Source organism: Bacillus manliponensis, from assembly GCF_000712595.1.
GTDB classification, from domain to species: Bacteria; Bacillota; Bacilli; order Bacillales; family Bacillaceae_G; genus Bacillus_A; species Bacillus_A manliponensis.
In genome coordinates, this window is sequence record NZ_JOTN01000001.1 from 410,788 (window position 1) to 434,614 (window position 23,827).

Below are 23,827 nucleotides of genomic sequence, written 5' to 3' on the forward strand. Positions count from 1 at the left end.
GGGCTGTTAATGCGGGATAAAAAAAAGATTGTAGCATGTCTCATTGCCACAATCCTTATTATGTATTTAGATAGAATGAAAGTTTTTATCTTAAAAATTATCTCTATTATTCAGAGTACTGCCAAACCCCATTTTGAGCAAAATAATGGAATTTCCCATCAATAATATCCCAACCTGTAGACATGTAATAGTAATGAGGATCCAAATAATACCATGAACTTCCTTCTTTTAACCAGCCTCCATGTGCTTTACCATTCCAATTCAAATACATCCAATAATATCCATCAAATACCCAACCTGTTTTCATGATCCCACTTTGGTTATCTAAGTAATATAAATCTTTTCCATCATAGAACCTTCCTGTATGCATATAACCACTATCTTTATCTAGGTAATACCATGAGCCTCCACTACTTAGCCAACCTTTCTTCATAGCTCCGTTTCCCTCAAAATAATACCAGTTATATCCATCAAACATCCAGCTAGTTTTCATTGCTCCATTGCTTTCATCTAAATAATACTCATTGTATCCATCGTTATACCAACCTGTATGCATATAACCATAATTTTCATCTAAGTAATACCATGAGCCTCCGCTATTTAGCCAGCCTTTCTTCATAGCTCCATTTTCATAGTAATACCATGTTCCATATTCATTCACCCAGCCATTTTTACTTTGTATAGCTTGTTGTGCAGTGTTGTTACTCTCAGCTTGTACATTTCTTTCCCCAGAAAAAGCAACTGGCAACAATACACTAGCAGCTAAACAAATCGACAATAATCTTTTTTTCATACAACAAAACCCCTTCCCATAAAGCATATTATTCCTCATTTTAACAACAAAAATATTTACTTTCTATATTTTTAATAAAGACATAATTTTCTTTTTTCATACCTAATAAAAGATATTTACCTTAAACTAATATCCTTTATTGTCCAATACTCCTAACACTTTCTTTTTCGTTTTATATTCTTTTATTTAAATCCATTCTTATCATATATTGACTAGATAATCTTGCTTTCATAGCGACTTATTTTGTAGATGTTGAAGAAGAGTAGTTCACACATAAAGTGAACTACTCTTTCTTAAACCATTTTAATACTAAAATATTCTGCAATCCTATTTCGAAAATCTTCTAGTTCAGGATATAACTTCACATTAGCAAGCATTCCTTGAATGACAGGAATTCTAGGATTATTCATCCTTATTTCAGCTTCTAATACATCCAACGTTACTAACAACTCATCATTTTCAAGCTGATCTGCTAGCTGTTGCTTTAATTTTATAATTTCAAATAAGAAAGATTCCTTTGTCTGTTCAGGAATGAACTCTTGCTGACATAAAAATTGACCAATTTTTGCTTCCGTTATAATCGGTTTTTCTTTTGAATGAGATAACCCATCTACAATATCATCCATTCTTTTTAAAATAAACTTTGCAACATAAGCTAAATCAAGATTTATCCCGCTCAAAAATGTCAATTCTATATATCCACGCGTAATTGACTCTAACATAATAATGCTATCTAATAGATGATGCTTTGCTTTTTCTCCATAAATAGAAAGCAAACCATTTCGATAAAATTCGTGTAACTCTATTTTCATTCGCTTCATTAACTCTTCTACTTCTTTATTAAATGGAATTGCATTTTCCCTCGCACACATAATAATAAATTCTTTATGATTTTGAAGCTCTTCAAACTGACAATGTAATTGCTTCTCAAACTTTTCACGCGGCGGTAAAGATTCATTTTCAATTCCCGTTATTTCATGCTGAATCTTGTCATAATAATACTGCATAATTGCTAGTAGCAATGACTCTTTAGATTTAAAGTATAAATAAAATGCCCCTTTTGAAATACCACTCTCTGATGCAATTTCCTGTACAGATGTTGCTGTCACACCTTTTTTTGCAAACAGCCTCATTCCAGTTTCAATAATTAGCCTCTCTTTTTCCTTCATTTTCTCTCTCCTATATTTACAACTTCATTTATTATTATTTGCAAAATCCGACATAAAAAATTACCCTTATTCGAATTATGACCGATTAGTCAAAAATTGCAACCCCTTTACAAAATCTACATATTCCTTTTTGTTGACGACTGACCAGCTAGTCATTTATAGTATGTGATAGCATGACTAGTTGGTCAATTTATTATTTAAAGGAGATAACAGATGAATAAGATTATAAACTTTTCGTTAAAGAACAAATTTGCTGTTTGGTTATTAACGATTATGGTTACAATCTCTGGTATTTATGCTGGTACAAACATGAAATTAGAAACACTACCAGATATTACAACACCAATTGTAACCGTAACAACAATCTATCCTGGTGCAACACCAGAAGATGTAGCTGAAAATGTATCAGAACCAATCGAACAACAAATTCAAAATTTAAATGGGGTAAACGTTGTAAGTTCAGCCTCTTATCAAAATGCATCCTCTATTCAAATCGAATATGATTTCGAAAAAGATATGGACAAAGCTACGGCTGAAGTTGAAGAAGCACTTTCTAAAGTGACGCTACCAGAAGGTACGCAAAAGCCTGAAGTTTCAAGATTAAGCATGAATGCTTTCCCTATCATTTCATTAAGTGTAGCAAGTAAGGATGAATCTCTTGCAGAGCTAACAGAGCGCGTTGAAAAAGAGATTGTTCCTAATCTAGAGGGCCTTGATGGTGTAGCTTCTGTACAAGTGTCAGGTCAACAAGTTGATGAAGTACAACTTGTCTTTAAAGAAGACAAAATGAAAGAATTAGGTCTAACTGAAGAAACAGTTCAAAATGTGATTAAAGGTTCTAGTGCTTCCATGCCACTTGGATTATATACGTTTAAAGACACAGAGAAATCTGTTGTCGTAGACGGTAATATTACAACATTAGAAGCATTAAAAGAATTACGTATTCCTGCTGTACCTGCTAGTGGTCAAGGAATGACCGCTCAGCCACCTGCACAAGCAAATCCAGCTGCAAGCGGTATTCCTACTGTAAAACTTGAAGAAATTGCCGATATTAAAGAAGTTGGAAAAGCAGAATCTATTTCTCGTACAAATGGAAAAGAAGCAATTGCACTTCAAATTGTAAAAGCTGCGGATGCAAATACAGTTGATGTTGTAAATGCAGTAAAAGATGAAATGAAAGATTTTGAAGACAAATATGAGAATCTAGAATTCATCTCAACATTCGACCAAGGCGCACCAATCGAAGAATCTGTTAATACGATGTTAAGCAAAGCTGCTTTTGGTGCATTATTTGCAATTATCATCATTATGTTGTTCTTGCGTAATATTCGAACAACATTAATTTCTGTTATTTCTATTCCACTTTCTTTATTAATCGCGATTTTATTATTAAAGCAAATGGACATTACGTTAAACATTATGACGCTTGGAGCAATGACTGTTGCAATTGGACGTGTCGTTGATGATTCCATCGTTGTTATTGAAAATATTTATAGACGTATGTCATTAACAGATGAAAAATTAACTGGAAAAGATTTAATTCGTGAAGCAACGAAAGAAATGTTTGTTCCAATCCTATCTTCGACAATCGTTACAATTGCGGTATTCTTACCACTTGGTCTTGTAAAAGGAACGATTGGAGAGCTATTCTTACCATTCGCTTTAACAGTTGTATTTGCACTAGCAGCTTCGCTTCTTGTAGCAGTTACAATTGTACCGATGATGGCACACTCTTTATTAAAGAAAGATAAGTTAAAACATGTACCAGAAGAACATACTGGTAAGCTTGAAACTATATACAAACGCCTTCTAGAATGGGTGCTAAATCATAAAATTATTACATCAATCATTGCAACACTTCTATTGGTAGGAAGTATCGCTCTTCTTCCTGTAGTTGGTGTAAGTTTCTTACCATCTGAAGAAGAAAAAACAGTGATTGCAACGTATAATCCTCAACCAGGACAAACGTTAGAAGAAATAGAAAAAATTACAACTGATGCAGAAAAATACTTCCAAGATAAAAAAGATGTAAACACAATTCAATTCTCGCTTGGTGGAGAAAATCCAATGAACCCAGGTAACTCAAAACAAGCGATGTTCTTCGTTCAATACGATGATGATACGAAAAACTTTGATAAAGAAAAAGAGCAAGTAATTAAAGATTTACAACAGATGGCTGGTAAAGGCCAATGGAAGAGCCAAGACTTCACATCTAGCGGTAATAATGAATTAAAGCTATTTGTATATGGCGAAAACTTAGAAGATATTAAGCCAGTTGTCGCAGACGTTCAAGATATTATGAAGAAAGACAAAACGTTAAAAGATATTGATTCAAGTATCTCAGAAACATATGATGAGTACACACTTGTAGCAGATCAAGAAAAGTTAAGTCAAATGGGACTATCAGCTGCTCAAATCGGTATGAGCTTAGCTCCGCCTCGTGATCGTCCGGTTGTAACAACGATTCAAAAAGACGGAAAAGACGTACACGTATATATCGAAAAAGATGCGCAAACATATGAAACAATCGATGATGTAACAAACCGTACAATTGCAACACCATTTGGCACAGAGGTTGCTTTAAAAGACGTAGTGACTGTTGAAGAAGGCGAAACTTCTAACACAGTAACAAGACGTGACGGTCGTGTATACGCTGAAGTAACTGCAACAATGACAACAGATGATGTGGCAAAAGTATCACAGAACGTGAAAAAAGAAGTAGATAAGCTAAAATTACCTTCTAACATCGAAGTTTCTATGGGCGGTGTAACAGAAGATATTAAAGAATCATTCACGCAGCTTGGTTTAGCAATGCTTGCTGCAATTGCGATTGTATACTTCATTCTTGTTGTAACATTCGGCGGCGCACTTGCACCATTTGCGATTCTGTTCTCACTACCATTTACAGTAATCGGTGCTGTAGTTGCACTGTTAATCTCTGGTGAAACATTAAGTATTTCAGCAATGATTGGCGCGCTTATGTTAATTGGTATCGTTGTAACAAATGCGATTGTACTAATTGACCGTGTTATTCATAAAGAAAATGAAGGCTTATCAACGCGCGAAGCATTACTTGAGGCTGGTGTAACACGCTTACGTCCAATTTTAATGACTGCTATCGCAACAATTGGTGCCCTAATCCCTCTTGCGATGGGATATGAAGGTGGCGGCCTTATTTCAAAAGGACTTGGCGTTACCGTTATCGGTGGTCTAACAAGTTCAACATTACTAACACTTTTAATCGTACCAATTGTGTATGAAGCTCTTAGCAAGTTTAAGAAAAAGAAGAAAAAAACAGTTAAAGCATAACAAAAAAGCGTCTGTACCATTTTAGTACAGACGCTTTTTCTATTTTTTATTTCCAAATAAAATTAAGAAGTCACCATAGCCTTCTTTTTCTAAATCCTCTTTTTTTATAAATCGAAGTGCTGCAGAGTTAATGCAATAACGTAATCCACCCGGCCCAGGTCCATCAGGAAAGACATGACCAAGATGAGAATCGGCTTCTTTACTTCTTACTTCTGTACGCGTCATATTATGGCTAAGGTCCATCTTTTCTTTTACACTGGCCGACATAACTGGCTTTGTAAAACTTGGCCAACCACATCCGCTATCAAACTTATCAAGAGAACTAAATAATGGCTCACCAGAAACAATATCAACATAAATACCTTCTTCTTTATAGTCATGATATTCATTTTGAAACGGCGGTTCTGTTCCATTCTCTTGCGTTACATAAAACTGCATTTCTGTTAACTTTTCCTTTAAATGCTCATTATCTTTTGGCCAATACTCTTTTATGAATGCATCACGCCCCGAACCTCTTCGGTATAATTCATAGCGAAAAGCATTTTTCTTATGATAGTTTTGATGATACTCTTCTGCCTCATAAAATGTAGTAGCCGGAAGAATTTGTGTTGCAATTGGTTTTGTAAATCGGCCGCTCTCGGCAAGCATTTGTTTCGATTCTTCTGCCTTTCGCCGTTGCTCTTCATCATGATAAAAAATAACCGTTTGATACGATTGACCGCGATCATGAAATTGCCCACCCTCATCAGTCGGATTAATCTGCCTCCAATATATATCGAGCAATGTTTCATAAGGCATTTTCTCTTCATCAAATGTGATTTGTACCGCTTCATAATGTCCTGTTGTTTCAGAGCATACTTCTTTATATGTTGGATTTTCTTTATTTCCGCCTGTATAGCCAGACACAACTTTTATAATACCATCCATCTCTTCAAATGGTGATACCATACACCAAAAACAACCACCTGCGAACGTAGCTAATTTCATACCTTCACCCCTTCTTCTTTTCTTACAGTATGTCTTGAACTACCCACCACTTAACGCCCTTACGGAATGTTTGAAGTGGGGGATTCCTACGAACTCCATTCTAATAAACAAAAAAGCATCGAAAAAACGATACTTTTTTACTCTTTCTGTTTTGGTGAACCATGCTCATCTTCTGTTACTTCAAGTACGTCCAGTAAGAAGATGAAGATTGGTATACCGATAATTAATCCCCATATGCCAAGGAAATGTTCTGAGAAGATCAATACCATAAATGTGTAAAAAATTGGTAAATTAGTTTTCTGTGACATAAACTTTGGATTTAATAAATAGCTTTCAAATGAATGAATAACTGCAATAATAATCAAAATATATACTACGTATATAAAACCACCAATGTTATAAGCAATCATACAAAGTGGAAATAACGAAATGATTACACCTGCAACTGGAATTAAACCAAGCAAGAAAATCATTAAGCCAAGCCCTAATAACTGCGGGAAATCTAAGAACCATAATGCAATAACAGAGAGCACACAGTTTACTACTGCAATTAAAAACTGTGCTTCAATTACTTTTCCAAATGAACGTGCAAATTTCTTACCGAAATATTCGATTTCATCATAGAAAACTGCAAGCTTACTATCTTTAAACTGTGCTGTAAAACGAGTAATACGATCTTTTTCTAGTAAGAAGAACAAGCTTAAAACAACGGAAAGTAAAATTTGTATTCCTACTTTTCCAACATTTGCGATTGATTTATAAACGATATCAACACCTTGGTCGATGTAAGTTGATAGCTCCATATGATTAACTGTAGACAATAAATATTTCACTACATCATTATCAGGAGGATTGTTTATAAAGACATTAAATTGATAAATCAATTGCGAGATCTGTACCGTCAGAACCGGTAAATACTTATATAATGTAACAGCAATACCACCAATGAATGTTACATATAATAGTATGATAATCACTTTCCGGTTAATAGGGAAAAACTGATCGCACTTACGAGAAATGAATCTCTGGAATCGATCCATTAAAAACGTAAGAATAAACGTAAATAAAATTAAGTTAAACATACTGCTCATTCCATATAATAGAAGAGCGAGCAAGAGTAATACGAGTAATCTTTGGAATCCTTTACTTTGAAACAGGTTTTTCATTTGCATAATTAATCAGTGATCTCTCCTGTCCTTATAAATCATGTTAATTTTATTTTACAATACAAATGACATTTTCAGAACGAATTCTTTTGAAGTAATTCAATTTTTTGTACTGGAATTATATCCCTACACACTAAATCTACTATTTAATCCTCTACTATTGCCTCTTCTGTTTCCCCAATTGCTGCAATTACTGTTCCAGTTGCCTGTACCCATCCACCAATGACACCTATTAATTGGATTTCTTCTTCATCTTCTGTCATTTTATAGTTTAATATCGCTTGAATAGCTTGTAAGCCAGCCCCAATTGTTTGCAATAGATTTCCGATAATCTCTAACTTTTGAATACTACCCACATCTTTTATTTCATCTAGAGCTGATACAAGCGCGCCAAGAGATTGCAAAGAATTACCAGCGATTAAAAGTAAATCATTTTCTTTTTCTGTTCCTTTTTCTGTGTCTTTTTCCATGACAACTAACGCTGTCCCAACAACATCCGAAGTATTTCCTAGTGCCTGTATTTGGTTTCCTGCTTTAGCTAATGGTTTATCATTTTGCACAAAAGTTGGTAATAAATTACCAATCGCCTGCAATGATTCTCCAACAATTATGAGCCCATCCTCTACGTTTTCTTCTCCAATGTAGGCCCTTGTACTTCCAATTGCTGATATGATATTTCCACCAGCCTGTACCCAAGCTCCTGTAATAACGAGACGATCCTTGTACTCGTCCTTGTACTTGTCCTTATCCACATCCATTTACCACCTTCGTATAAAAGCAGTACTACTACCTATGCTATTCAGCATTTATCACGATGGTTTATAGAATATAAGAATTCTTCTTTTTTATAAAAGAAATTTGGTTTCACAATATCATTTGGATACGGCTTGTGATAAATATGTGTTGTGGCTGGAGAGAGAGGTGGAATAAGCCATACCCAGTTTCCTGTTACAATTCGTCCGCAAGCAGCTTCTTTTTTCTCAAACTGCGCGAATTGCTGGGCTGCTGTATGATGATCAACAATGCTAACTCCTTGTTTGTTAAATGAATGTAAGACGGCAATATTTAGCTCTACTAACGCTCGGTCTTTCCAAAGTGTCCGGTTGGATGACGTATCTAATCCGATAATTTCAGCAACAGCAGGAAGTAAATTATACCTATCATGATCTGCTAAATTACGCGCTCCAACTTCGGTTCCCATGTACCAACCGTTAAACGGTGCAGCTGTATAGGAAATTCCGCCAATTTCTAGCCGCATGTCAGAAATGATTGGAACACCATACCATTTTACTTCAAGGGGTGAAAAATCGTAGGTCGGATGTTCAATACAAATCTCCGTTACTTCTTCTTCCGGTATCGGCGTATACACTGGATCCTTTCCATCAATTGAGAAGACAAGTGGTAACACATCAAATTGTGTGCCTTTTCCTTGCCAACCAAGACTTTGACAAAATGATGTGAAAGAAAGGGAATGAGAATCACCAATAATACCGTATTCCGTTTCATAACCTGCATAGCGGATAAGCTGATGGTTATAAATACGAATGTTATCCTTATCACCTTTATTCTGTTTAAACACTGTAATAGTTGGTCTAACTTTCCCATCGTTGGTCGCATAATGTATATGGTGAACAAGTGCATCATATACTTCTTTCTCATCATTTACTTCACGAGCATCTAAAACATGTAGCTTATTCCAAAATAAACGTCCAATGCAGCGATTATTATTTCTCCAAGCTACGCGAGATCCATGAACAAGCTCTTCAAAAGTATGCTCATATGTTCCTGTCTTTCCTATCTCTGCTTCAATCTTTCCAATACGTGCTTCTATCTCATCACTTTTCCCAAGTTCGTTGTAACAATCTTTAATAAATTTTGTTGCTTCTTCTAGCAACTGCTTCGCTATAACCATAAAAATCTCCTTCTATATTTCATAAGATCATTCTTTCCCCAAGTATAACAAAAAGAAGTGCACTAAAAAAACAAAGGCGTGTCATTCTCTTTACAATGTTCCGTTTAAAAAATCAGAAAAATTCAATTATTACTGTTGACTTATTTGAAAAATAGTAGTATTTTTGCATTAGGTAAATCATTTTTACCTAGACCAACTTTTAGGGCAGGAGGTGAAACAAGTGTCTACATTTCATTTGCCTGAACTTCCATATGACTATGATGAACTAGAGCCATATATCGATGCGAATACGTTAGCTCTTCATCATGGAAAGCACCATGCAACTTATGTTAATAATTTAAATGGAGCTTTAGAAAAATATGAGGAGTTACAAGGTAAATCCATCGAAGAATTGCTATGTGACTTATCCTCTCTCCCAGAGGATATTAAAACCGCTGTTCGTAATAACGGGGGTGGTCATTACTGTCACAGTCTATTTTGGGATGGGATGAGCCCAAAAGGCGGCGGAGAACCGAATGCAGATATTGCAAAAGCAATTGACCATTACTTCCATAATTTGACAACTTAAAAGATCAACTTTCCAAAGCTGCAATAAGCCGCTTCGGAAGTGGCTATGGCTGGCTTGTACTAGACGGAAACCAACTTTCAGTCATGAGCACACCGAACCAAGATACACCTTTAACAGAAGGGAAAATTCCACTACTCGTAATCGATGTATGGGAACATGCCTACTATTTAAAGTACCAAAATCGACGACCTGAGTTTGTGACAAACTGGTGGAATACAGTCGACTGGGATAAGGTGAATGAAAGATATTTACAAGCTATAACAAAAACAAAGTAAACATACGTGTAAGGTAAATTTGGTAAAAAGCATCATAATCCTCCAATATCCCCCGACTTGCCACCGGGGGATATTATTATGAAGGAACAATTAATTTGTTTGGATGCTCATTTCTTTTATCCCTCTTGCTTGAAAGATAAAATACAAAATAGAAACGATGCATACGCCTGTCCAAATGTAAGATACAATAGTTGTTTCCCAAAGACCAATAAAGTATAAAAGTGATGGAAGCGTTAATGTAACCCATGACTGTACGAATGCAACTTTACCAACATACTTTTCAATTGGTTTCTTCTGCACATTTAACGCAAAGAATAAGTACCAAAGGAGAGCCCACATCATCCATGTTAAGCCACTCACCATGTCTTGAAACTGAACGAAGGAAACAATCATATAGAAGATTGCCACAACGACTACCCATAAGCAGAACCAACCTAATCCTTCACCATTTAAGCCTCTCATAAATGTAATACCAACATATAAATATGTTAAGCCAAATAAAAACGTCGCTGCATATGAATAAATAGCCCAGTTGCTTTGATCTGAAACAACAATTAAATAAAATGGAATTACAACTTGCAGTGTACCGACAAATATATTAAAAAGCCCAACACTCTTTTGCTCTGCCTTTCCAAGTAGAGCAAGACTATTTAAAAACAGCGCTGCACCTGAAAGTAACAATCCTACATAGCCCATACATGTGCGAGCGAAAAGTAAAACTACTTTTCACCCTACTACCTCCTTATATTATCAATTTATCCCGCTATTTGCGGGCTAACACTCAGTGGATGATGAAGCCCCCACTGAGTGAAGTTTCACTTTATTTTCAAACAAAATGGAACGACAAAAAACAATGCTTTTGCCAAAATCAGCTTTAGCAAAAGCATTTGAAACGCTTACAAATTCACTTAATAGTAAGTAAATTTATCACTATTCCATTTGTTGTGAAAACGATATCACTATCATACCAGTATGGGCTGTGAAAAGAAATATTAAAATAATGGATAATGTTTTGAAGGAAGTGCTTTTATCAAAAATACACAGTTCTGTCTCAATTTATTATGGGACTTTTCACTATGGAAGTTATTAAAAAGGAAAGGCTTCCTATAGATGTATACTATAAGTCATCTTCCCATTATAAATAGAAGTAAAATTTTTTAACACAAATAAAAAAGTAACGATTCTAGTAAAAGAACCGCTACTTTTTCTATATAAATCATTATGGTACTAATTTTTTTACCAACGGAATTCTCTGTAAAATCAATGTAATTACCATACTCATACCAAGTGCAATACCTGTATTAATAGGAATTGCTAAAATTGCATGTACTTTCTCATTTACTATAGGAAATACACGATATAAAAAGTTATTCAATAAGAAAAAGTGTAACAAGTAGATTCCTAAACTTGCTTGACCAACCCACTTTAATAATAGTGGCATTTTTAGTTCTGTGTTTTGGAAGCTATATTTAAAGAATACAAATAATCCAATTGCCATAAGTACTACGTTTGGTGCAAAGTAACTATACCAAAATTGATCGAGCTGTCCATTTGCTTGTACTGTATACACATACGTAATGACAAATGTGCCGATAAATCCAGCTACTCCGCCAATGTAAATGAAATTTCTCCACTTCTTTACTATTTCATATTCTGCTAAATAATAACCAAGTAAGAAATATCCCACATAATTTGTTACAAAATACAATTCAATGTTAAAGTTGACTGGATAATAATAATGGAATAGATTTATACCAACCGAAGCGTATGCCCATAACAGTAAAAAGTATTGTAAATCTGTCTTTTTTGCATGCTTCACTAAGATTTTTAACAATGGTGTTATTAAATATATCCCTACAATCATGTACATAAACCATAAATGGCCACCAATACTATTTGTTAAGAAGTGCTTAATTCCTTGCTTGATCGAAGCAGGGAAATAGCCCATGTATGCACCATATAAGTAAAATAAAGCACTCCATCCAATGAACGGAATAAACACTTTACTAACACGTTTTTTTAAGAACTCTGTATTTGAAAGCTCTCTACTATCTCGTAATAATAATGCACCACTGATCATAACAAATATTGGTACACACGCACGTGTCATAGACTCAAAAAAATTACCCGCCATCCAGCGAGAAACATCATTTGAATCTAACGTTGTTACATAACCGGCTGCTACATGAATAGTGACAACTGCAATGGTCGCCCAAACACGTAACCAATCGATATAAACTAAGCGATTCATATTTTATGTCCCCCATATTTACTAAAAACAAACAATAAATACTTATTTTTAGTACTTTTTACTATAAATTCAATATAAATTATAACAGCTTATCCTTATCAATTATAGCTGTTATAAAAAACTCATCTTTTCATGCTAAAAAATTTAACTACTTTAAACCTGAAATCCTTATATAAAAATTCTACATTTAAATTAAGACTCTTATGTATTATCGTGAGAGAAGTGATGAGTTCCTGTGGAAGCAAATATTTAGTTGGTTACTTATTCTCATCATATTTTTTTCAATTGTAGAATTTTTAACGGGAATATTGGCTTATGAATTTATTATTAAAATCAAACAGAATATAAGGGAAGAAGAATATATACAAGTTCTTTCATTTTTTGTAGCCTTTCTTATACACATCACAACTAAGATTCAGTATCTTCAAAGTAAGAACTAACATCCCTATTACTGTTTAGTGAGTCTTAATAAGAAAAAGCAGTCCTATATCACCTAAGTGACAACATATAGGACCGCTCGCAAACATTCTTAATTTAATTGTTCAACTATCTTACCATTCTCGTCTAATTGGTATCCATCAATAATTGTGTTTACCGCCATGACACCATTTTCATAAAAATAATAATAAGAATTATTTATATTTATCCAGCCTGTTTGCATTACTCCAGAACTATTCATGTAATACCATTTGTCTCCAAATTCTAGCCAGCCTGTTTGCGTTACTCCGGAACTATTCATGTAATACCATTTGCCCCAGAATTCTATCCAACCTGTTTGCATTACTCCGGAATTATTCATGTAATACCATTTGCCTCCAGATTCTAGCCAGCCTGTTTGCATTACTCCGGAATTATTCATGTAATACCATTTGCCTCCGAATTCTACCCAGCCTGTTTGCATTACTCCGGAATTATTCATGTAATACCATTTGCCTCCGAATTCTACCCAGCCTGTTTGCATTACTCCAGAGCTATTCATGTAATACCATTTGCCTCCGAATTCCATCCAGCCTGTTTGCATTACTCCGGAATTATTCATGTAATACCATTTGCCTCCAGATTCTAGCCAGCCTGTTTGCATTACTCCAGAGCTATTCATGTAATACCATTTGCCTCCGAATTCTACCCAGCCTGTTTGCATCACTCCGGAACTATTCATGTAATACCATTTGCCTCCGAATTCTACCCAGCCTGTTTGCATTACTCCAGAGCTATTCATGTAATACCATTTGCCTCCGAATTCCATCCAGCCTGTTTGCATTACTCCGGAATTATTCATGTAATACCATTTGCCTCCAGATTCTAGCCAGCCTGTTTGCATTACTCCAGAGCTATTCATGTAATACCATTTGCCTCCGAATTCTACCCAGCCTGTTTGCATCACTCCGGAACTATTCATGTAATACCATTTGCCTCCGAATTCCATCCAGCCTGTTTGCATTACTCCATTCACATAATAATACCAATTTCCATTAGACTGTTCCCAACCTCCAACTGCATAGCCGTGAGAAGCTGCAATTTGACCAAAAGCAGCATCTGTATACGTAATAATTACGTTTGTATATAAGGGAACTTGATCATATAACCAACGTACATCTTTGTTATACATACGTATGCAACCCGAGCTTACATATAAACCAACTGAATTTTCATTATTATTACCATGAATTGCGTACGTTGTTCCATACGTCCCTCTAGCATCTATTCCTAACCAACGATCACCTAGTGGATTACGAGGATCTCCACCTGGGATACCACCCGAATAATATGGTCTATTTTTAATTTTACTTACAATTGGAAAAACACCTTCTGGAGTTAAACTCCTATCTTTTCCCGTTGCAACCTTAAATGTACGAACTAAAGAGCCCCCATTATAATAAGCTAATTGATTTGTCTTTTTATTAATAATAATTAAATGAGAACTACTCGCCTCTGTGTGACCAGCATGAAACAAAAAGCTGAACAATAAGACAATCCCGAATACGATCTTTTTCATATTCCCCTCCGAATATATATATTTAACAATCATAACAATACCATATTTTATAGATTTTTTTTGTCATATTTTGATATAAAATAGTTATTTTTTCATCTATATAATAAAAATGGTAATACATTATATGTATCTACAAAAAAATGCTCTTTCTATGCTATATAGCAGCATAGAAAGAGCATCCTAACGTATTTCTTGCAAATTCAATTCATTATATTGTGTAGTCAACTCATACCATCCTTCCCTTGTAATATGCTCACTACACCATAAATTTTATGTTCTTACTTATCTTTTTTATCTCCAGTAACATGCTCGAATTTCTCTCCTGATACATCGATATCAAACGCTTGACCAAACCCAACTACATATCGACCTTCTTTTGGAGTAAGTTCGAATAAAGACAAATCTAATCCTCTTAACAGACCCATCATTGGTTTGCCATGATCTTCATCAAACTTTGCAAACACCTCTTCATAGCCATCGTTTCCAACATTTGTTGCCGTACATTGGAAACGAACTCGTTCACGTGCGAATAAATTTGGTGCGTCTTGCTCATCAGCAAGCATCATAATGCTAATTGAGCCATTTGCCTCTATATATTTATAGTGCTCTGAAATTTCACTTATATAAATATAGAATTTCCCTTCATGCTGTACAAATGGTGCATAGCTAACAAACGGATGACCATGCTCATCTTGCATACTAATTACCACTGTTTTACATTTATCAACAAATTGTAAGTATTGTTCTTTTTTCTTATCAATATCGATTTGTTTTACCATCGGTTCTCCTCCTAATTATGCCATTACGGATGAAATGCCTAATATGTGAATACGCGGTTTTCCATACTGAGGATGTTGATCTATTTCACATTCAACACCATACACATCACGAATCATTTTTTTCGTCATTACCTCTTCTGGTGTACCATATGTGACAATTTTACCTTCTGAAATAACACATATTTTATCACTATATATACTAGCATGATTTAAATCATGGAGCACCATCACAATCGTCATCCCTAACTCGCGATTCACATTATGTACTAACTCTAATAACTGAAGTTGATGTGCGATATCTAAGTATGTCGTTGGCTCATCAAGTAATAATATACTTGGGCGCTGCGCTAACGACATAGCCATCCATGCACGTTGCGCCTCTCCCCCTGAGAGAGAAGATACCAATCGATGTTTTAAAGATAATAATCCTGTTTTTTCAATTGCCCACTCTACAATTTTTAAGTCTTCATTATTCGTAGGTTCATACCACTTCTTATGAGGTGAGCGCCCGTATTTCACTAAATCTTCAACAATAATATCTGAAGGCGGCTCATTTGATTGAAAGAGCACACTCATCATTTTTGAAATTGCTTTTGTTCCTAATGATCGTAAATCTTTCCCATCTAAAAAAACTCGTTCCTCTTGTACAGGAATCAGCCTAGACATTGCTTTTAAAGCGGTTGATTTCCCTGATCCATTCGGTCCAATAATAGAAACAATTTCTCCTTTTTTAACACTTATCTGAAAGTCATCTAATACTTTTTTCTGATCATATTCAATATTCAATGATTGAGCTTTTAGCATTTTATACATCACCTGCTCTCATTAAATATAAGAAGTAAGGACCACCAACAATTGCCATAATAATACCTGCTGGAATATCTAAAGGTGAGAATAAGGAACGTCCTACTGTATCCGCTACTAATAATACAAGGGCACCTAATACCATACTCATCGGTAGTAGCACGCGATAATTAGATCCAACTAAAAAACGTGCCATATGCGGAACAATAAGACCAACAAACCCTAATAAGCCAACAACTGATACAGATACAGCTGCTAAATACACCGCTACAAAAGAAAGGATAATTCGAATTCGGTTTGTATTTTCACCTAAATTAATTGCTACATTTTCACCTAAATTTAAAATATTTGCTGAACGAATACAGAACAGCGCTCCAATCCATCCAATTACGGAGTAGGGGATAAGGATACTAACGTCTCCCATCCCTTTTGCCGCTAAACTTCCATTTAAAAATTGCAGTGCAGATGGTAAACGATCGCTATACAAAATAGATAACAATCCAATTAATCCGCCAAATACAGCATTAACTGCTACCCCCGCAAGAATAATTCGAACAGGAGAAATACCATTGTTCTTCCACGCTAATGCGTAAACGAAAATAACAGCAATAAATCCACCAACTACAGCAGCAATCGGAATCCATTTACCGAAATCAGGGAACATAAGTAGGATGAACAACACTGTAACTGCTGCACCACTTGATACACCTGTTAACCCTGGATCCGCTAATGGATTTCTCATAACAGCTTGAAGTAGTGCACCTGATATTGCTAAATTAATACCTACTACAATCGCAACAAGTACCCTCGGGATACGTAAATCCCACATGATTGTTTCCGATATCGTTTCACCTGAACTAAATATCGTATGGATTGTTTCTTTAGGTGATATATGGACACTACCAATTCCGATTGATAAAATCGCAAAAGTGATTAGGAGAATAAATGTCACACTTATACTAAGTTTGTTCTTCAATTTTACTTCCATTTTGTCCAACCCTTACCTTACATTGATTACTTGTATAAAATTTCGCTTAACTGTTCTAATCCAACTGGTGCTTTCTCGATAGAAGCATAGCCAAATGTACTGTAATCAAGAGCTTGGACTTTATCATTTTTAAATGCATTTAACTTTTCCCATGCACCATTGTTCTTTACATCTGTTTTAAATTGTTCTAATGCTGCCTTTGGATCACCATGAGAAACAAGAAGTATCGCATCTGGATTTGCAGTAATCACATCTTCCATATTTAAAGGTACATATGATTCTTTTGTTTTTAACTGTTCAGTTACAATATTTTGAGCACCTAATTTTTTCACTAAGCTGCCAACGTATGTTGTTTCATTCATCAGCATAAATGATTCGCCAGAACCGAATAGCACCATAACTTTCGGTGCTTTTTTACCTTCTAAGTCTTTTAAAATAGCTTTCTCTTTTTTCTCTAGGTCTGCAAGATATTTATTCGCTTCTTTTTCCTTACCTAATGCTTTTCCTAATGCTTCAAACGAAACTATTAAGTCTTCGTAAGAATCTGTTGGAAGGTAAGCTGTTTTCACATTACCATTTGTAATCTTCTTTTCTAAGCTGTCTTTAATGGATTCAGGACCAACTACAATATCCGGTTGAAGACTAACAATCTTCTCTACATCTGGCTCAATAGCAGAACCGATTTGTGTAATTTGATCGAATCCTTCTGGTAATTTATGAGTTGTAGTTGGCAATCCAACTGGTTTCACATCTAATATATGTAGCATCTCTGCAATAGAAACGGACGTTGTTACAATAGATTTTGGTTGTTCTGAAGGAAACTGCTTTACTAATGTCTCGATTCCCTCACTCGTATTTGTTGTTTCATCTTTCGCTTTTGCAGCTTCACTTCCATGATCTGCAGCTACTTTCTCTTTTGTTGCTGTTTGTTCTGCTTTATCATCTGTACATCCTCCTAAAACAAGACATGCAGATAAAAATAAAGTTCCATATAAACTTTTTTTCATTATAAAAATCCCCCACAAGCATATATTTGAAAATAATTATCATTCGCATTTAGAAATATAACAGACGATGAAAATTTTTACAACCCCTTTGTTCTTATTTTAAAATAGTTAATTGTTAATAATATAATATTGGAATTTAACACACCGTTATGGAATCCTTAACACATTAACCTGCTGACTCAGCTTTTTACCTTTAACCTTCAGCATCAATCCCTCTTTTGTTATATCAAAATAATTTTTCAAACATAAAAAAGACTATTCACCTATTACGTAAAATAGTCCTCCTAATTTATTTATTATATAAAACGAATCTAAAAAAAATGAGTCTAGTACAATACTAAACTCACTCTTTAAAATATGTGTAGTTAACACCCCATACCTAACTTTATAAGGGATATTCAATCACCAAAATTATGCGATTTGTTTATTGTCTTTCTTTGAAGCATCAATCATCAAGAAAATTGCCGATAATATATGCATAATCATTCCTATAAATGGAATCCAAGCTAAACAAGATGTTACAATTCCTAAGATGCTACCAACTGTTGCTCCACCGTCTTTTTTCGTTAAAACTAAAGTAATAATATGTAGTACTAACATAAAAATTAACGGAGTCCAGGCAAGACTTATAACAATTGTTCCTCCTAAAATGGGGATTCCTAAAATTGCTTCTAATCCACCTGTAAGCCACTTCAATATTCTTGATACTGACATTCTTATACCTCCTATGTAATTTGATAATTTTTCCTATATCATTGTATCATTTTTTTCATTTGTTTTTATTTATCCTAAATAGGAAAGTAACTTCTACAGTAATCTCAAATAAAGTGAAACTTCACTCAGTGGGGGTTTTACAGCCCACAAATAGCGGGATAAAGACACATTTAATCCAATTAACACAATCGATATCAATTTCTACTGTTTTCACAAAAATCATAGCGGTCATTGAACACATATCTTCTGTTTTCCTACAACTCATATCAATATATTAATCATTTTGTATTCGAAAGACTCCCCATCAATTAAGATGAGGAGTCTTTATTGCTCTATTTATTCGCTTCGTGCACCTTTAACTGCTTACCTTTAATTGTCGTATTTTTCATCACTTTTAATACAAGTGGGCCTTTGCCATTTAATATGTCAACATAGGAAACATTATCTTGTATTGTAATGATACCAATATCATCCGCTGTAACTCCTGGTATTTTCGCGATTGTACCTACAAAGTCTACTGCTCTAATCTTTTTCTTCTTTCCACCGTTAAAATATAACTTCATAATTTCTTTGTTTAATTCTGCACTTTTTTCTTTCTTTATAATTGGTTTTGCTTTCATTTTCTTTTCAAAATCTGCTTTTTTTGATACAATCTCTTCTTTTGACGGAGCATCCATTTTAGGGATTTCAAAACCAATATATTCTTCTATAGATTCCAAAAATCTCTTTTCATATGATGTAACAAATGTAATTGCTTTTCCACTTTTACCCGCTCTTCCCGTTCTACCTGTTCGGTGTACATAACTTTCTTTCTCCAATGGAATATCATAGTTAATTACGTGCGTGATATTATCGATATCTATGCCTCTCGCTGCGACATCTGTCGCAACTAAATAACGAAATTCCCCTCTTTTAAACTCGTTCATAACAGCGAAGCGGTCTTCCTGCACCATACCGCCGTGTAGCTTATCACACGTATAGTTTAATTCATCTAGCTCTTCAAACAGATCATCTACTTGTTCTTGTGTACGACAGAAGATAATACAGCTATCCGGATTTTGTGTAATTGCTATATCTTGAAGAAGTGAAAACTTATCCTCTTCCTCCACTTCTAACAAAGCATGTTCTATTTTATCAGTCGTAATACCAGTTGCTTTAATCTCAATATTTACTGGATCTTTCATGTAAGTATAAGCTAGCTTTTCCACATCTTCTGGCAATGTTGCCGAAAATAACATCGTCAGTCGCTCAGTAGGTAACTCTTCAATGATTGCCTCCACTTGATCGATGAATCCCATATTTAACATTTCATCCGCTTCATCAATAACAAGATATTGCAAACAGTCTAATGTAAGTGTTCCTTTTTCAATGTGATCAAGGACACGTCCAGGTGTTCCAACAACTATATGCGTTTTTTGCTTTAATTCTAATTTTTGTCTTACAAAAGGAGACTTCCCATATATCGCCACTGCCTTAATACGTTTAAACCTTCCGATATTCATAATATCTTCTTTTACTTGTGCTGCAAGCTCACGAGTTGGTGTCAAAACTAATGCTTGTGGCTTATTTTCTTTCCAATCGACCATTTCACAAAGCGGAATACCAAATGATGCTGTTTTCCCGCTTCCTGTTTGTGATTTTACAACAAGATCATTCTTTTGTAGCGCAACTGGAATAACCTTCTCCTGCACTTCTGTCGGACGCTCATATTTTAAACCTGTTAGTGCTCTAACAATTTCTTTATTTAATCCGTAACCTGTAAAACTTGTTTTATTCATATCGTTTCCTCATTTTATTCTATATTATTAGTTCATTATAGATTTAACTTCTTATAAATGCCGTATACATTAGTATACTTGAATTTCCCCCGAAACTGTGGGAGATATAAAAAATAAAACAAGCAGATCTATATTTTCAATCTGCCTGTTTCACTTTCATCACAAAGCTGTATACAAGTAAGAAACCGATACAATACCTTCCTTTTCTATAGAAGAGTGAATCGTTACTTTACTGTCAAAAAGCTAATCGGATTTGTACATCACGTTCCGCAAAATGTTTGGTAAGGAGTTGTAGAAGTAGATATCTTCGTATATTCTTCAAATTCAGTAGAATATGTATAAGGATTTGAAAGGGCCTGTAAAAGTCGTCCCATCACCTTATAGTCTCCTCGCTCCACCGCAGCTTCTAGTGCTTTTTCTACTCGATGATTCCGCGGAATAATTGCTGGGTTACTGTTTTTCATCAATTGCTGCACAGAAACTTTGGATTGCGACTGTCTGCCCAGCCTCTCTTGCCAAAGCTCATACCATTTCGTAAATTCCTCTTTCTTATATAACTCTTCATCCTCTAACATATTTAAAGTTAACGCACGAAAAGTATTTGTATAATCAACTTTATATTTCTCCATCATATTGAGAAGGTTGTGAATCAGCTCCTCATCCTTGTCTTCATTATTAAATAACCCTAATTTCCCCCTCATGCCTTTAAGCCAATGGTTTCGATAGAGCTCTGGAAACTCTGAAATCTTCTCTTGCGCAAGCTCCACAGCTTGCTTCTCATCCTCATGTAAAAGAGGTAATAAACTCTCAGCAAATCGCGCAAGATTCCATCCAGCGATATATGGCTGATTGCCATAAGCATATCGTCCCTGTCTATCAATCGAACTAAATACTGTCGCTGGGTCATAAGTATCCATGAATGCACAAGGACCATAATCAATTGTTTCTCCGCTAATCGTCATATTATCTGTATTCATAACACCATGAATAAAACCAACAAGCTGCCACTTAGCAATAAGTTCCGCCTGCCGCTTTATGACTTCTTCGATTAGTATAAGATATTTGTTTTCACTATTTTCAATTTCAGGGAAGTGGCGCTGTATTGTATAATCTGCCAAAGTATGTAAGTTATCGACTGTACCCCAATTTGAAACAAATTGGAATGTACCAACACGTATATGACTTGCAGCTATACGTGTTAAGACTGCGCCCGGTAACTCGGTTTCTCGAAAGATTGAATCACCAGTAGTTACTACTGCTAGACTACGTGTAGTTGGAATATGAAGCGCATGCATTGCTTCACTCATAATATACTCACGTAACATCGGTCCAAGAGCAGCTCGGCCATCCCCACCACGTGAATATGGTGTTCTTCCCGCACCTTTTAACTGAATATCAACTCTCTCAACTTTAGTGGAAGTATGCTCTCCTAACAATATTGCTCGGCCATCTCCCAACATGTTAAAATGTCCAAATTGATGTCCTGCATAAGCTTGAGCTAGAGGATCAGCACCTTTTGGAATCTTATTTCCAGCAAAGATTTGTATACCTTCCTCACTTTGTAACGCTTGCTCATTCAAACATAAAGATGCAGCAAGCTTATGATTCAAAATCACTAATTTGGGTGAAGGGACAGAAGCCGGATTCACATTAGAAAAAAATCCTTTTGGCAACCTAGCATAACTATTATCAAAATTCCATCCTATTTCCTCGCTATTTATCATCATATCCCCTTTTCCTTTTATCTATATTTTATAAAACCTCTTGTTAATGTATACTTCTTCCAAGTTATTATACTGTTCTCCAAAAAGCTAATAACTTCCTACTCAATTCTTTCAAATATAAACTGACTTCAATTATACAAGGACAGCTATACAAGAAAAATAAATTACCTTGAATATCCTAATACTATAATGCTTCATATCAAAAAAGAAAGGAGAATCATTGTATGAAACAACCTAAAAAACCAAAACTCCCTAAACTCCCTAAAAACTATACAACATTTGATGAAAATAACTTAAACGAAGCACTTCCTTTTAAAAATATTAACAAATACTACTCAATTAATATTAACGTATATAACATCAATAATACCGCAACCGATGGCAGCCAAGCTGGTTGTATTGAACAACGAGCAGAAGGTGGTGGACAAATTAATGAAAATGTAGGGGTAAATGCAAATCAAGGTGGACACAATGCTATAAATGGAAGTGAAAGCTTTAATGTTAAATCACAGTTTGCAAATGGAAACGGACGAAGTGGTATCGCTGGAAAATGTAATGACAAACAAGGTGGACAAGAAGCTATAAAAACAAGAAGGGGTGGTTGTGATAAAAATACGTAACCACATTAATCTATTGTAAAAAATGATAGAATACTTTCTCCTATATGGGCCTAAACACATACAGGAAATTCTAAAATAATTATTATATTGCTGTAGATTAAATTCATTTTATGTATTACAAATAGAAAAACTAAAAAGAATAGCGATAACTCCTTGATAATAAAGTATGAATCCCATATTCTTATAATATTAATTCTCTACTTAAGGTTGTGTTTAATATGCGTATTAATAAGTACATTAGCGAAGCTGGAAAAGCATCTCGACGCGGGGCAGATAAATTAATTAACGATGGAAGAGTCACGATAAATGGAAAGGTTGCGAAAATAGGTAGCCAAGTAAATCCTGGTGATGACGTTCGTGTGAATGGTGATCAAATCCGTATGGCAAGTAATTATGTTTACATTGCTTTAAATAAGCCAGTAGGTATTACAAGTACAACGGAAAAGAACGTGAAAGGTAATATCATTGATTTAGTTAACCATCCATTAAGAATCTTTAATATTGGAAGACTAGACAAAGATTCAGACGGATTGATACTTCTTACGAATGATGGAGATATTGTGAATGAAATTTTGCGTGCTGAAAATAAGCATGAAAAAGAATACATCGTTACCGTAGATAAACCAATTACCCCTGAATTTTTAAAGCAAATGTCTGAAGGTGTAAAAATTTTAGGTACAAAAACACTACCTTGTAAAATGGAACAGCTTTCTAAATATGTTTTCCAAATCACTTTAACACAAGGGTTAAATCGCCAAATTCGTCGCATGTGCGAAGCGCTTGGATATAACGTTTATAGATTACAACGAACTCGTATAATGAACATTCAGTTAGGAAAACTACCGGTTGGGCAATGGCGAGATCTATCTAAAAAAGAGCGCAATCGATTATTCCAAGAGTTAAATTATGAGCCAAAAGAATGGTAAAAAGTAAAAGACCAAACACTATTGTTTTGGTCTTTTCACTTTGTTGAAAAAAGATTTTGTC

The 23,827-nt window shown here is 34.9% G+C and carries 19 protein-coding genes and 1 pseudogene; 4 read left to right on the forward strand and 16 right to left on the reverse strand.

Features of this window, described 5'->3' with window-relative positions:
• Positions 1–106: 106 nt before the first annotated feature.
• Positions 107–793: a PspC-like choline-binding domain-containing protein gene (locus BAMA_RS01845; protein ID WP_051758851.1), complete on the reverse strand. Its 687-nt coding sequence runs from the start codon at positions 791–793 to the stop codon at positions 107–109.
• Between the two features lie 293 nt (positions 794–1,086).
• The gene (locus BAMA_RS01850) at positions 1,087–1,962 is read right to left on the reverse strand and encodes a TetR/AcrR family transcriptional regulator (RefSeq protein ID WP_034635553.1); all 876 of its coding nucleotides are present in this window, start codon (positions 1,960–1,962) and stop codon (positions 1,087–1,089) included.
• A gap of 213 nt (positions 1,963–2,175) precedes the next feature.
• Here BAMA_RS01850 and BAMA_RS01855 point away from each other — a divergent pair, with 213 nt between their 5' ends.
• On the forward strand, positions 2,176–5,271 hold the full coding sequence (locus BAMA_RS01855) for an efflux RND transporter permease subunit (protein WP_034635554.1): 3,096 nt from the start codon (positions 2,176–2,178) through the stop codon (positions 5,269–5,271).
• A 39-nt stretch (positions 5,272–5,310) separates the two neighbouring features.
• On the opposite strand, the gene msrB is transcribed toward BAMA_RS01855, so the two are convergent.
• From msrB to BAMA_RS01875, 4 genes are all read right to left on the reverse strand, one after another.
• On the reverse strand, positions 5,311–6,258 hold the full coding sequence (gene msrB, locus BAMA_RS01860; protein ID WP_034635555.1) for a peptide-methionine (R)-S-oxide reductase MsrB: 948 nt from the start codon (positions 6,256–6,258) through the stop codon (positions 5,311–5,313).
• 137 nt (positions 6,259–6,395) lie between these two features.
• Positions 6,396–7,430, reverse strand: coding sequence for an AI-2E family transporter (locus BAMA_RS01865; RefSeq protein WP_034635557.1), 1,035 nt, complete (start codon positions 7,428–7,430; stop codon positions 6,396–6,398).
• A gap of 140 nt (positions 7,431–7,570) precedes the next feature.
• Complete coding sequence (locus BAMA_RS01870; protein WP_235184408.1) at positions 7,571–8,176, reverse strand: DUF6944 family repetitive protein; 606 nt, start codon at positions 8,174–8,176, stop codon at positions 7,571–7,573.
• 47 nt (positions 8,177–8,223) lie between these two features.
• Complete coding sequence (locus BAMA_RS01875) at positions 8,224–9,336, reverse strand: nitric oxide synthase oxygenase (protein ID WP_034635559.1); 1,113 nt, start codon at positions 9,334–9,336, stop codon at positions 8,224–8,226.
• Positions 9,337–9,556: 220 nt separating this feature from the next.
• Between BAMA_RS01875 and BAMA_RS01880 the strand changes: the two are divergent.
• Positions 9,557–10,179, forward strand: a pseudogene (locus BAMA_RS01880) (superoxide dismutase).
• Positions 10,180–10,269: 90 nt separating this feature from the next.
• Here the strand turns inward: BAMA_RS01880 and BAMA_RS01885 are convergent.
• From BAMA_RS01885 to BAMA_RS01930, 10 genes are all read right to left on the reverse strand, one after another.
• Positions 10,270–10,875: an AmiS/UreI family transporter gene (locus BAMA_RS01885; RefSeq protein WP_034635560.1), complete on the reverse strand. Its 606-nt coding sequence runs from the start codon at positions 10,873–10,875 to the stop codon at positions 10,270–10,272.
• Between the two features lie 523 nt (positions 10,876–11,398).
• On the reverse strand, positions 11,399–12,430 hold the full coding sequence (locus BAMA_RS01890) for an acyltransferase (RefSeq protein WP_034635561.1): 1,032 nt from the start codon (positions 12,428–12,430) through the stop codon (positions 11,399–11,401).
• Between the two features lie 529 nt (positions 12,431–12,959).
• Complete coding sequence (locus BAMA_RS23425) at positions 12,960–14,426, reverse strand: L,D-transpeptidase family protein (protein WP_051758853.1); 1,467 nt, start codon at positions 14,424–14,426, stop codon at positions 12,960–12,962.
• A 278-nt stretch (positions 14,427–14,704) separates the two neighbouring features.
• Positions 14,705–15,205 (reverse strand): HugZ family pyridoxamine 5'-phosphate oxidase, encoded by a 501-nt coding sequence (locus tag BAMA_RS01900; protein ID WP_034635562.1) that lies wholly within the window; start codon positions 15,203–15,205, stop codon positions 14,705–14,707.
• A 15-nt stretch (positions 15,206–15,220) separates the two neighbouring features.
• Positions 15,221–16,009 (reverse strand): ABC transporter ATP-binding protein, encoded by a 789-nt coding sequence (locus tag BAMA_RS01905; RefSeq protein WP_034635564.1) that lies wholly within the window; start codon positions 16,007–16,009, stop codon positions 15,221–15,223.
• A 1-nt stretch (position 16,010) separates the two neighbouring features.
• Positions 16,011–16,997, reverse strand: coding sequence for a FecCD family ABC transporter permease (locus BAMA_RS01910; protein ID WP_034635565.1), 987 nt, complete (start codon positions 16,995–16,997; stop codon positions 16,011–16,013).
• A 26-nt stretch (positions 16,998–17,023) separates the two neighbouring features.
• Positions 17,024–18,004, reverse strand: a complete 981-nt coding sequence (locus BAMA_RS01915) for an ABC transporter substrate-binding protein (RefSeq protein WP_034635566.1) — start codon at positions 18,002–18,004, stop codon at positions 17,024–17,026.
• A gap of 411 nt (positions 18,005–18,415) precedes the next feature.
• Positions 18,416–18,718, reverse strand: a complete 303-nt coding sequence (locus BAMA_RS01920; protein WP_034635567.1) for a hypothetical protein — start codon at positions 18,716–18,718, stop codon at positions 18,416–18,418.
• Positions 18,719–19,050: 332 nt separating this feature from the next.
• The gene (locus BAMA_RS01925) at positions 19,051–20,496 is read right to left on the reverse strand and encodes a DEAD/DEAH box helicase (RefSeq protein WP_034635568.1); all 1,446 of its coding nucleotides are present in this window, start codon (positions 20,494–20,496) and stop codon (positions 19,051–19,053) included.
• Between the two features lie 260 nt (positions 20,497–20,756).
• Positions 20,757–22,223: a protein adenylyltransferase SelO gene (locus BAMA_RS01930; RefSeq protein WP_415782855.1), complete on the reverse strand. Its 1,467-nt coding sequence runs from the start codon at positions 22,221–22,223 to the stop codon at positions 20,757–20,759.
• 221 nt (positions 22,224–22,444) lie between these two features.
• On the opposite strand from BAMA_RS01930, the gene BAMA_RS25080 reads away from it, so the two are divergent.
• Positions 22,445–22,840 carry a hypothetical protein gene (locus tag BAMA_RS25080; RefSeq protein WP_235184409.1) on the forward strand — a complete coding sequence of 132 codons (396 nt, stop codon included), beginning with the start codon at positions 22,445–22,447 and terminating at the stop codon, positions 22,838–22,840.
• Positions 22,841–23,049: 209 nt separating this feature from the next.
• Positions 23,050–23,766: a 23S rRNA pseudouridine(2604) synthase RluF gene (rluF, locus tag BAMA_RS01940; RefSeq protein ID WP_200874656.1), complete on the forward strand. Its 717-nt coding sequence runs from the start codon at positions 23,050–23,052 to the stop codon at positions 23,764–23,766.
• The last annotated feature ends 61 nt before the right edge of the window (positions 23,767–23,827 follow it).

Excerpts from the sequence above, each read along its gene's own strand:
- BAMA_RS01900 (WP_034635562.1), bottom strand. The coding sequence starts at position 15,205 with ATGGTAAAACAAATCGATATTGATAAGAAAAAAGAACAATACTTACAA.
- BAMA_RS01930 (WP_415782855.1), bottom strand. The coding sequence starts at position 22,223 with ATGATGATAAATAGCGAGGAAATAGGATGGAATTTTGATAATAGTTAT.
- BAMA_RS01865 (WP_034635557.1), bottom strand. The coding sequence starts at position 7,430 with ATGCAAATGAAAAACCTGTTTCAAAGTAAAGGATTCCAAAGATTACTC.
- BAMA_RS01845 (WP_051758851.1), bottom strand. The coding sequence starts at position 793 with ATGAAAAAAAGATTATTGTCGATTTGTTTAGCTGCTAGTGTATTGTTG.
- BAMA_RS01855 (WP_034635554.1), top strand. The coding sequence starts at position 2,176 with ATGAATAAGATTATAAACTTTTCGTTAAAGAACAAATTTGCTGTTTGG.
- BAMA_RS01925 (WP_034635568.1), bottom strand. The coding sequence starts at position 20,496 with ATGAATAAAACAAGTTTTACAGGTTACGGATTAAATAAAGAAATTGTT.
- BAMA_RS01875 (WP_034635559.1), bottom strand. The coding sequence starts at position 9,336 with ATGGTTATAGCGAAGCAGTTGCTAGAAGAAGCAACAAAATTTATTAAA.
- BAMA_RS01905 (WP_034635564.1), bottom strand. The coding sequence starts at position 16,009 with ATGCTAAAAGCTCAATCATTGAATATTGAATATGATCAGAAAAAAGTA.
- BAMA_RS01915 (WP_034635566.1), bottom strand. The coding sequence starts at position 18,004 with ATGAAAAAAAGTTTATATGGAACTTTATTTTTATCTGCATGTCTTGTT.
- BAMA_RS01850 (WP_034635553.1), bottom strand. The coding sequence starts at position 1,962 with ATGAAGGAAAAAGAGAGGCTAATTATTGAAACTGGAATGAGGCTGTTT.
- msrB (WP_034635555.1), bottom strand. The coding sequence starts at position 6,258 with ATGAAATTAGCTACGTTCGCAGGTGGTTGTTTTTGGTGTATGGTATCA.
- BAMA_RS23425 (WP_051758853.1), bottom strand. The coding sequence starts at position 14,426 with ATGAAAAAGATCGTATTCGGGATTGTCTTATTGTTCAGCTTTTTGTTT.
- BAMA_RS01890 (WP_034635561.1), bottom strand. The coding sequence starts at position 12,430 with ATGAATCGCTTAGTTTATATCGATTGGTTACGTGTTTGGGCGACCATT.
- BAMA_RS01920 (WP_034635567.1), bottom strand. The coding sequence starts at position 18,718 with ATGTCAGTATCAAGAATATTGAAGTGGCTTACAGGTGGATTAGAAGCA.
- BAMA_RS01910 (WP_034635565.1), bottom strand. The coding sequence starts at position 16,997 with ATGGAAGTAAAATTGAAGAACAAACTTAGTATAAGTGTGACATTTATT.
- BAMA_RS01885 (WP_034635560.1), bottom strand. The coding sequence starts at position 10,875 with ATGGGCTATGTAGGATTGTTACTTTCAGGTGCAGCGCTGTTTTTAAAT.
- BAMA_RS25080 (WP_235184409.1), top strand. The coding sequence starts at position 22,445 with ATGAAACAACCTAAAAAACCAAAACTCCCTAAACTCCCTAAAAACTAT.